Here is a 10,750-nt window from a genome sequence, read left to right as displayed (position 1 = left end):
CTGGTAGCGAGTATGTTAATAACCTATACCGTTAAGGCCGGTATGTTCGGCGATCTGTTTTTCTGGGTGATGTTGATGACCATTTTTGGCGTTGCCAGTATGCCCTACCGATTATCGAACCGGCTGAAAACGGGCTTTGTGGTGTTGGCTTTTGCTTTTCTGTTGCTTATTCAGTCGGTGAAGGGCGAATATCGCTTCAATACGTGGGGATATCGGCGCGGAGAACGTAGCGGCAATGCCGAGTTGCTCGGTGAATTGCTTTTCGATCGGTTGGCAAATCCAGAAAAACTGCTCAATGTAGATCACCTTTTTCTGTCGTTCGTGCGGTTCAATCAAGGAATTATGATTGGGAGCGCGATGGCAAAAGTACCAATGCACGAAGCCTTTGCCAATGGCGAGGTGTTGTTATCCTTTGTGTACCCAATCGTTCCCCGTGTCGTTTGGGCAGCCAAACCCCAAACGGGCGGTTACGAGAACATTCACCGATTCACTACGTTGCCACAGTCGGAAAACACGAGCGTGAATTTATCGCCCCTGGGCGAAGGATACGTGAATTTTGGCTACGGCGGTATTCTGTTTGCGCTGCTGTACGGATGGCTGCTGAGTAAAGTTTTTCACTACGTCCTTACTTTATCACAACGTATACCTACAACCGTTCTGTGGCTACCAATGCTGTATATCGGCTGTCTGACAATGGAAACCGACGTACTTTCTACCTGGGGTAGTTTGACTAACAACGCCCTATTTATTCTACTGCTCTTTGGCTTGATGAAGCGCGTTGGTATTCAGTTGTAGCCTAGTCACACATGACCATTACTTACCTATTTCGCAGTCCTGGCACAGGCTATAGCATCGAAGCCCTGTTTGCTAATTTCCAGAAGGCAATAACGAACCAGTATCCTGTATCGGTTAGCGCCGTCCGCCTGCCATTTATCAGTCGTGGTTTGCGTAGTGTGTGGCGAAACCTGCGATTTGTGGCTGCGTTACGGGCCGATGTATTTCATATAACAGGCGATATTCACTACGTAGCACTGGCCATACCGCCCACCCGAATCGTACTGACTATTCACGATTGTATTACGTTGGTAACCAATCGGAAACGGCCATTACGGTATGCGTTTTTCTGGTTTTTCTGGTACTATCTGCCCGTACGCCGTGCCGCCGTTTTGACTGTTGTTTCAGAGAAAACCCGGCAGGAATTAATTCAGTACGTAGGTCCGATTGCCAAGAAAGCCGTTGTGGTGCCGAATGCGTATGATCCTGCTTTTGTGTACCAGCCGATGCCAACTCCTGATGAGCGACCTGTTCTGTTGCAAGTGGGCACGGCTCCACACAAAAACCTGTCGAATCTGATGGCTGCCATCGACGGAATCGACTGTGTCCTCGTTCTTGTTGGTAGGTTGACAAAGGCGATTATCAATGATTTGAAACGGCGTGGAATTACGTATCAGCACTACGTTGGCCTGAGTCGCGATGAAGTCATCCAGCTATACAGGAATTGCGACATTGTTACGTTCGTTTCGACCTACGAAGGTTTTGGAATGCCCATTCTCGAAGCCAATGCCCTGGGCCGCCCCGTCATTACATCCGACTTGTCGCCCATGCGCGACGTCGCGGCTGATGCTGCCCATCTGATTGATCCGGCTGACGTAACCGCTATTCGTCAGGGGATTCTACGGCTCATTCACGACACCACGTATCGGCAGGCGCTGATTGATGCCGGACTAAAAAATGCGCAACGCTATTCGGTGGCTACTGTTGCCAGCCAATACGTAGCAATGTATCAGCAGGTTGGATCGGTTGCTCACTCTGTTTCGTTTTTACCATGAAAATTGCCTTATCGGTCGACTGTTTTTACCCGGCACAGATGGGTGGACCCAGTAACGCTATTTACTGGCAGGCAAAAGCCTTGACGCAAGCCGGACACGACGTAGTGGTAGTAGCTATTTCGGATTTTTTGCCACCGACCGTTCTGCTTGATCAGTGGCTGAAATTGGATTGCGGGCAGGTGATTTACACACGGAATCCTCATTTTTATTTTCCGATCAAACACATATGGTATGGCTGGCAGATTATTCGTAAGGCCGACGTAGTTCACGTTAACAGCTTGTTTTATCCAGCTTCTTTTGTGTGGGTAGTAATGAGCCGACTGGTAAAGAAACCCGTTGTTTGGGCACCCCACGGCGAACTAAGTCCGGCCGCATTACGCTTTCGTACCCGCCTTAAACAGCTACGTCTCAAGTTGTTCAGGCGTGTAAGCGCATCCATTAGCTTTCATGCGACCTGTGCCGCAGAAGCGGCTGACATACGAACGCACTTCGGCCAACAGGCGCGGGTAACCGAAATTCGGAATATGATGGAACTGCCCCAAAAAGTGGAGTCGACCCCGGCGCGGTCGTATCTACTGTTTATCGGTCGCCTTCATCCAATCAAAGCTGTTGATCGACTTATTGACGCCGTAAGTAAATCACCATTATTCCGGGAGAGTGAGTACTCGCTGCTCATTGTTGGCCCCGACGATGATAAAGTATATAGCCTACAGCTAAAATCATTGATTAAGCGCCTGAATTTGACAGAAAAAATAGTGTTCCAGGAGCCGGTTTATGGCAAGGATAAAGAACGTCTTTATGCCGATGCGCTCGTGACCATTTTACCCTCACATGCCGAAAATTTTGGGAACGTAGTGATTGAGTCAATGGCTCAGGGAACGCCCGTTATTGCTTCGACGGGAACCCCCTGGCAACAGCTTGAAATCGAGCAGGCCGGTCATTGGGTGCACAATGATTCTGACTCGCTACGGCGAGCTATCGAAACGTACATGACACTGTCTGCCAATGACTACGAATCCTATCGAAAACGCGCTTTTGAGCTGGCCCATCGGGATTTTGATATGATGCGAAACGTAGCATTATGGGAGAACTTTTATCGTAATCTTCTTAAGGATCAGAAAAATGAGCCTTCCTAACGCCATTGATTTTCATGACAGCATCGCTGCTCAGTTTGATCGAAAATACGAGCTGTCTGCGGCATTTCAGGAGCGATTTCAGGTCTGGATAAATTTGTTTGGCCAGTACGTAGCGCAAACAGATCGAGTCCTGGATTTTGGTTGTGGATCAGGCATTTTCAGCAACTACCTCGCCCGGAAAGGGTGTCAGGTGATTGGCCTTGACGGGTCTGCCGCCATGATTACGCTCGCTAATCAGAAAAGGAAATCGGCTAATGTACACTACGTATTGCAAGCGCTACCACTAATTGATCTGGCTGCCTACAAGCTTCAGAATGTGATTATTATGTCCAGTTTGTTAGAATACGTAAATAGCATGGAGCAACTGCTCCAACAAACCCACACTTTACTGAAACCAAACGGACATCTTATCGTCTCTATTCCTAACTCAGTAAGTATTTATCGAAGGCTGGAACGCATACTCTTTTGGTTGACGGGGCTGCCGGTATATGTTGGCCATGTTCGCAACCGGTCGACTGAAGAAGCTTTCGGAAAGACTTTAACGGACGTAGGATTCGAGGTTCTGGAAACGATTTACTTTTCAGGTCATGACCCGATTTCAAGGATGCTAAAGCCGTTTTTGCCTCAACGTTACGTCAATAATTTATTCGTTGTTGTCTGCCGAAAAAAGACGTGCTAAACCTGATTAAATGAAAATCCTTACCGTTGTTGGCGCACGGCCCAATTTTATCAAAGTGGCCCCGTTGCACCAGGCCTTTCTATCCTGCCCTGCTATTGAATCGAAACTTGTCCATACCGGTCAGCATTACGACGCCAGCCTGAGCGATGTTTTCTTTCAGCAGCTCAATTTACCTGAGCCAGACTATCATCTTAACATTAGTGAAGGTAGCCAAAGTCAGCAGACGGCCGACATTCTTCTCAAATTTGAACCCGTACTAGCCGCCGAAAAACCAGATTGGGTACTGGTGATTGGCGACGTAACGAGCACATTCGCTTGTGCGCTATCGGCTAAGCAGGCCGGGATACGGGTTGCGCATGTTGAAGCCGGTTTACGTTCTGGCGACGACCAGATGCCGGAAGAAAGGAATCGTATTCTTACGGATGCAATGGCTGATTTATTATTCGTGACAGAACAGGCTGGTCTGGATAACCTTCGTCAGGAGGGCGTTTCTGCCGGAAAAATTCACTTTGTCGGCAACGTAATGATTGATTCGCTGATACGGTTTCGTACGCAAGCCAATCAGTTGAATACAGTTGGAAAGATGGGCTTCATGCCGAACGATTACGTATTGATGACTATGCACCGGCCATCTAATGTGGATACACTGGCTGGCTTACTACGTATTCTGAACATTGTCGAAGTGATTGCCCCTCGTAAAACGGTGCTGTTTTCGCTGCATCCGCGCACAAAAAGAAGTTTGATAAAGCATGGCCTTCTGGAACGTCTGAGCGCTATTGCGAATAGTAAACTGTTAGAGCCACAGGGGTATCTGGAATTTCTTAATCTGATGGAACATGCGACGGCTATCATTACTGATTCCGGTGGGATTCAGGAAGAAACAACGTACCTAAACGTGCCCTGCCTGACGTTTCGAAGCTCAACGGAACGGCCTGTTACTGTGAAGCTTGGTACGAATCATCTTCTCGCGGATCTCGACCCGGAAACAGTGCAATTGACGGTAGATGAGATTCTGGCCGGTCGAATTAAAACGGGCCAGATTCCGCCCTTGTGGGATGGGCTGGCGGCCCGGCGAATGGCAGAGGTTCTTTGTTCGCAGTCTACAAAGCCAGACACGAAAGTCTCAAGAGTCATAGAATAACAGGATGAAACAACTGCTTCAGAATCTTAAAACAGGCCAAACCTATCTTGAAGACGTACCGACTCCGCGGGTGCGTCGGGGCCAGGTGTTGATTCAAACACGTCGGTCACTCGTATCGCTGGGTACTGAGCGAATGCTGGTGGAGTTTGGAAAGGCGAACCTGATTGCCAAAGCCCGTCAGCAGCCGGATCGGGTGAAACAGGTGCTGGAGAAAATTCAGTCGGATGGCTTAATGCCCACGCTGGAAGCTGTTTTTCGCAAACTTGATCAACCGTTGCCGCTCGGCTATTGCAATGTTGGAACCGTGCTGGCTGTTGGCGAGGACGTAACGGATCTGCACATCGGCGACCGGGTTGTTTCCAATGGCCACCATGCCGAAATCGTTTGTGTACCGCGTAATCTGGTAGCTCCTGTTCCGGCCACGGTGAGTGACGACGAGGCAACTTTTGCGGTTATTGGAGCGATTGGTGCGCACGGGATTCGATTGTTGAATACGACCTTTGGCGAAACGGTTGTAGTCATCGGCTTAGGACTGATCGGCTTATTGACGGCCCAATTGCTCAGGTTGGACGGCTGTTGCGTAATCGGAATAGACATTGACGAGAGTAAGTGCTTACTGGCTGAACAACAGGGGATTAAAACGCTTAACGCTGCGACAGGATTAGATTCTGTCAAAGCAGTTTTATCCCTCACAAACCAGATTGGTGCTGATGGTGTAATCATCACAGCTTCGGCAAAAAGTGACGAACTGATAAGCCAGGCCACCCGGATGAGTCGGAAAAGAGGCCGAATTGTACTGGTCGGTGTAGTTGGTCTGACGCTGAACCGAGCCGATTTCTATGAAAAAGAACTTACGTTTCAGGTTTCATGCTCGTACGGCCCTGGTCGTTACGACGAAACTTACGAGCGACAGGGAAACGATTACCCATTGAGCTACGTTCGCTGGACGGCTAATCGAAATTTTCAGGCCGTTCTCCAGTTTCTGGAAAACAGGCAATTAAACGTAGTGCCCTTCATTACGGACAAGGTTCCGTTGGCTGACTTCGGGAAGATTTACGGCGATATAAAATCATCACAGCGTATTGCCTCTCTATTAACGTATCCCGAATGCGTGGATATGAGTCCGGTGATACGCTTGCGAGAAATCCAATACGTGGCTCGTGATGGCGCAATTGGCCTTATTGGAGCTGGAAATTTCACCGGAAATGTCTTGCTGCCAGCTCTTAAATCAACCGGTGCTAATCTGAAAAGTATTGCCAGTGCAAATGGGCTCAACGCTACGTTACTGGCCAAGAAATATGGTATTGCACATAGCACTGCCGACTACCGGCAAACCCTCAACGATTCTGATGTTGAGTTGTGTATCATCACAACACGCCATAACAGCCATGCTCATCTGACGGTCGAAGCCTTGCGAGCAGGAAAGCATGTGTTTGTAGAGAAACCATTGGCTATCTATGAACATGAACTGCTACCCATTATTGAAGCGCAACAGGAATCAGGCCGTTTTGTGACTGTCGGCTTCAACCGTCGATTTTCGCCTTATGCACAGAAAATGAAAATGCTCTTAGGCGGAAAACGATCTGGCGAAATTCCGATGAACGTAACGATAACTGTAAATGCAGGCTTTATTTCTGCCAATTCGTGGGTGCATGATCGAGCCATTGGTGGAGGACGACTCCTGGGTGAAGCCTGCCACTTCGTTGATCTGATTACTTTTTTAACAGGGAGTTACGTAACGAGTGTATGTACGAGTGCGATGGGGTTACATCCTGATGAACGTAGTGATTCCGCATCGCTTTCGCTACGTTACGAAAACGGCTCGACTGGCGTCATCAACTATTTCAGCAATGGAAGTAAAGCGTATGCCAAAGAGCGGGTTGAGGTGTATTCGCAGGAGCGGACGTTGGTGTTAGATAATTTTCGGCAACTAACGGGTTATGGTTTTAAAGGGTTCTCGCATATGTCGGGTCGTCAGAACAAAGGGCATGTCGAGCAGCTGAAGCGGTTGGTAGAGCTGGTTGGCAGTAGGCAAAACGCTGAACATACATCAGCTCTTATTCCGTTTGCGGAGATAATTAATACGACCCAAACCATGCTGGCAGCTTTACAAAGTTTGCGCGAAATACGCTGGATTAACGTAGCTGATATCGGTATGGCACAACGTTCGGCATTGGTTTTGGCTGCGTCATGAGCAAAATCGGATTGCTTTGGCGAACAATACGTTGCCTGACCATTCGGCAGATTGTTTACCAGATTTGGAACCGATTCCGCAGCCGTCCCCGGCTTTATTTGCCTCGCTACGTTCCCAGGTTCTATTTTCTAACCGCTGTCGGTCCCTGCAAACCCATTTCGTGGCGGGGAGATACGTATACGTTTCTGAATCAGCCCGTTACGTTTCTGAATAAAGTTGACTGGAACTACGCAGATTACGGGAAACTCTGGACGTACAATCTCAACTACTTCGATTTCCTGAATCAGGCTAACGTAACATCGGAAACCGGCCTGAGCTTGATTCGTGACTTTATTGGCCAAACAAACCAGTTGCGAGACGGCCTGGAGTCGTATCCAACATCGCTACGCATTATAAACTGGGCTCATTTTTTGAGTCGCCATCACGTTCAGGATGCGCAAATCAACAGTCATCTGTTTGCGCAAACGCAATTACTCAGCCGTCGGTTGGAATATCATCTGGCAGGGAATCACTTGCTCGAAAATGGCTTTGCGCTGTTGACGGGTGCTACGTATTTCCGGCACAAGGGCTGGTTTCAAAAGGCGTCAGCAATCGTTTACCGCGAACTGGCCGCGCAAATTTTAGCCGATGGCTGTCATGACGAACGTAGCCCAATGTATCATCAGATTTTGCTGGACCGGTTGCTGGATGTACTCTTGATTTTGCAATACGATCCCTGGCACAACGATTCAAAACTCACTACGTTTCTGACTCAGAAAGCCGCGTGTATGCTCGGCTGGCTCCATACCATTACGTTCCGTAACGGTGACGTACCAATGGTCAATGATTCAGCATTTGGGGTGGCCCCTGCTACGTTTCAACTTCGTAAGAAAGCTGAACAGTTGGGTATCAGTTCAACGCCACTTTTCCCATTCGTAGCTAAAAAGAAAGACGACAGTGGCTATTATATGTTTCGCCAAAATCGGTACGAGCTTTTTGTTGATATCGGCGCAGTCGGGCCTAACCATCAACCCGGTCACGCGCACGCCGATACGTTTTCGTTCCTGATGTATGTGGATAACTGCCCCGTCATTGTGGATAGCGGCACGTCGACGTATCAGAATGGACAAAGACGACAACGGGAACGTAGTACGGCCGCGCATAATACGGTCAGTATAGCTGACGATAACTCGTCTGAAGTTTGGGCTGGTTTTCGTGTCGGTCGTCGGGCTCGGGTGGCCGTGCTAACCAGTACAGAAAATACCATAACGGCCCGCCATGACGGTTATACGCGATCCAATATTATTCATGAGCGTAGCTGGGTGGTTGAATCCTCCAGGCTGATAATTATCGATCGTTTGTTAAGTGCGGACGGCAAGGCATTTTCGGCGAAGGGAGGTATTGCCCGTTTTTATTTTCATCCGGATGTTGTGGTGCAGGTAGCCGATGAGTGGGTCATGGCCGGGCCGGTGCAATTGTCATTTCTGACAGAAACCAAACCAGAATTATGCGTCACAACCTACGCTATGGCTGAAGGTTTTAACCAGTTGCGGTCTGGCCGGTGCATTGAAATAGCCTTTACAAAGACCCTGAAAACCACCTTAACCCTGCTGAATGAAAATACTTTACCTTAGCTTCAATTTTGAACCCGATCTGGGGCCGTGTGCTTTCCGTAATACGTCAGTCGTGAACGAATTGGCAACATTTCTGAGTGCTGACGATTCCATTCATGTAATAACCTCGCAGCCTAACCGGTACAAGTCGTTCACAGCAATAGCGCCCGCGTACGAAGAACGCATAACTGACGGAGGCCGAATTATTATTGAGCGCATTCCAGTTCCGACGCACAGCAACGGGTTTCGCGACCAGATTTATTCCTTCCAGACGTATTGCTGGGCCGCTTATCAACTCGCCCAGAAAAACAAGTATGATCTGGTCGTCGCTTCTTCGTCCCGTTTGTTTACAGCCTTCACCGGCGCCCTATTGGCCCGTCGTAGTTTTGCGCTGGGAAAAGGCCGGGTTCCTCTGTTTTTAGATATTCGCGATCTGTTTCGGGAAGCGATCCTGGACGTGCTGAAAAATCCGCTGGCCCGGCTTTTGTTGAATCCTGCTCTTAAAGTAGTCGAACAGTTTACGTTTAGTCATGCCAATCATATAAACATGGTTTCGGAAGGGTTTCGCCCTTACTTCGAAGCCTACGCCAAGGCAACGTACAGCTGTCTGACGAACGGAATAGATGACGAATTTCTTTCCCCTTTCCTGTTGACCGTTCCATCTGCTCTGCAGCCAGATCGTTCCGTTTTAGGAAGAAAATACCGTACCGTACGAACAATTCTTTATGCGGGTAATATCGGCGAAGGGCAGGGATTGCACAAAATTATTCCGCAGGCAGCTCATAAACTGGGTAGTGAGTACAAGTTTGTTATTATTGGCGACGGTGGGGCCAGGCCCAAACTGGAGTCAATTATTCAGTCGGAAAATATCCAGAATGTCGAATTACGTAAACCCGTTGAGCGATCAGCTTTATTGATCGAATACCAGCAGGCAGATTATCTGTTTGTGCATTTGAATGACCTGGAAGCCTGTAAGCGCGTGTTACCCTCAAAATTGTTTGAGTATGGAGCAACAAACAAGCCTGTTCTGGCGGGCGTTGCCGGTTATGCCGCTTCGTTCATTAGAAGCCATCTGACAAACAGTATCGTGTTCGATCCGGGCGATGCCGAAAGTCTGGCGCGTCAATTGCGCGAAACACCTTATTACGTTGAGGAAAGAAAGGAGTTTAAGGCAAAGTTCCAACGCAAAGCCATTAGCCGCGAAATGGCCCGGCAAATTCTGAAAACAATGCATTTACATCAGGTCTCCGCTGAGTTGTAAGTGTAAGGCTGAAAATAAAAAAGGCTGACTTCGCAAAGTCAGCCTTTTTTACAGAAAAATAAGACTACATAGTCGGTTGTTTTACGCTCTTACCGATCGCGATCAATTCTTCCGGCGAGTGATATCCCAGGACTTTCTTTAACACTTTTCCATTGCCATCTATGTACAAAAGCGTTGGATATGCCTCTAGCGGATAGACCTGCGACAGCGCCGGGCCTTCGCCTTTCTCCATGTCCATCTTTACGTTGATGAACTTGCTATTATAAAAATCACCTACTTCTTTCTTTGTGAAAACATTCTTCTGAAGCATTTTGCAGGGGCCACACCAGCTTGCGTAGGCATCCAGAAAAATCACTTTCTTCTCCGCTTTTGCCTTCTTCAGAATTTCTTTCCAGGAAGACTCAGTAAACTGAATGCCTTCACCGCTGTTACGTGAAGAAATTTTGGTACCTCCATCACGAGTGGCTACTGGAGGAAGGGCTGCATGAGATGCCACAAAACCCAGGCTGATGCAGAGCGTTGAGAATAGCCAGAATACTTTTTTCATGATCGAACGGATAGTTCTTTATAGTTTTCGGGATTATAACGTAGTAACGAGCCTTTTTCGTTTCTTGAGGACCAAATTAGCAGGCATGACGACTAATCACAACTAACCAACTACGTGCCATTCTGGTTATTCTTTCCGAACTTTGTGCCCGTTTTCATAGCACCGAGCCATGCCAGTTAAACAAGCCGAATTCTTTGTCAGCAATTCCGACCCGGCCAAATGCCCCAAGCCCGACCGGCCTGAATATGCGTTTATTGGACGTTCGAACGTCGGGAAATCCTCGTTAATCAATATGCTGACGGGGCGATCATCGCTGGCCAAAATTTCGGGAAAACCCGGCAAAACACAGCTGATCAACCATTTTATAATCG

9 protein-coding genes and 1 pseudogene are annotated in these 10,750 nt (G+C 48.3%); 9 read left to right on the top strand and 1 reads right to left on the bottom strand.

Going from position 1 to position 10,750, the window contains the following annotated elements:
- The 8 genes and pseudogenes from ACOJS8_RS26855 to ACOJS8_RS26820 form a co-directional block, all read left to right on the top strand.
- Positions 1 to 795, top strand: a pseudogene (locus tag ACOJS8_RS26855) (hypothetical protein); the annotation flags it as partial.
- Positions 796 to 806: 11 nt separating this feature from the next.
- A complete protein-coding gene (locus ACOJS8_RS26850; RefSeq protein ID WP_420151640.1) occupies positions 807 to 1,829 on the top strand; it encodes a glycosyltransferase family 4 protein in 1,023 nt (340 codons plus the stop codon).
- A complete protein-coding gene (locus ACOJS8_RS26845; protein ID WP_420151639.1) occupies positions 1,826 to 2,965 on the top strand; it encodes a glycosyltransferase in 1,140 nt (379 codons plus the stop codon). Before ACOJS8_RS26850 ends, ACOJS8_RS26845 begins: the two co-directional genes overlap by 4 nt.
- On the top strand, positions 2,952 to 3,644 hold the full coding sequence (locus tag ACOJS8_RS26840; RefSeq protein ID WP_420151638.1) for a class I SAM-dependent methyltransferase: 693 nt from the start codon (positions 2,952 to 2,954) through the stop codon (positions 3,642 to 3,644). Before ACOJS8_RS26845 ends, ACOJS8_RS26840 begins: the two co-directional genes overlap by 14 nt.
- 10 nt (positions 3,645 to 3,654) lie before the next feature.
- Positions 3,655 to 4,785 (top strand): non-hydrolyzing UDP-N-acetylglucosamine 2-epimerase, encoded by a 1,131-nt coding sequence (wecB, locus tag ACOJS8_RS26835; protein ID WP_420151637.1) that lies wholly within the window; start codon positions 3,655 to 3,657, stop codon positions 4,783 to 4,785.
- Between the two features lie 4 nt (positions 4,786 to 4,789).
- Entirely contained in the window at positions 4,790 to 6,979 is a 2,190-nt protein-coding gene (locus ACOJS8_RS26830) for a bi-domain-containing oxidoreductase (protein ID WP_420151636.1), read from the top strand.
- Positions 6,976 to 8,592 carry a heparinase II/III domain-containing protein gene (locus ACOJS8_RS26825; protein WP_420151635.1) on the top strand — a complete coding sequence of 539 codons (1,617 nt, stop codon included), beginning with the start codon at positions 6,976 to 6,978 and terminating at the stop codon, positions 8,590 to 8,592. The genes ACOJS8_RS26830 and ACOJS8_RS26825 overlap by 4 nt, the downstream gene beginning before the upstream one ends.
- Positions 8,573 to 9,832 carry a glycosyltransferase family 4 protein gene (locus tag ACOJS8_RS26820; RefSeq protein WP_420151634.1) on the top strand — a complete coding sequence of 420 codons (1,260 nt, stop codon included), beginning with the start codon at positions 8,573 to 8,575 and terminating at the stop codon, positions 9,830 to 9,832. Before ACOJS8_RS26825 ends, ACOJS8_RS26820 begins: the two co-directional genes overlap by 20 nt.
- A 64-nt stretch (positions 9,833 to 9,896) precedes the next feature.
- On the opposite strand, the gene ACOJS8_RS26815 is transcribed toward ACOJS8_RS26820, so the two are convergent.
- Positions 9,897 to 10,379 (bottom strand): thioredoxin family protein, encoded by a 483-nt coding sequence (locus tag ACOJS8_RS26815; RefSeq protein WP_420151633.1) that lies wholly within the window; start codon positions 10,377 to 10,379, stop codon positions 9,897 to 9,899.
- A 169-nt stretch (positions 10,380 to 10,548) separates the two neighbouring features.
- Here ACOJS8_RS26815 and ACOJS8_RS26810 point away from each other — a divergent pair.
- Positions 10,549 to 10,750 (top strand): GTP-binding protein (locus ACOJS8_RS26810; RefSeq protein WP_420151632.1); only part of this gene is annotated, 202 nt, incomplete at its 3' end.

This window comes from Spirosoma sp. (assembly GCF_048594605.1).
In the GTDB taxonomy this organism is placed as follows: Bacteria; Bacteroidota; Bacteroidia; order Cytophagales; family Spirosomataceae; genus Spirosoma.
The sequence above is the reverse complement of the archived record's forward strand: the minus strand, read 5'-3'. Positions and strand labels throughout refer to the sequence as shown.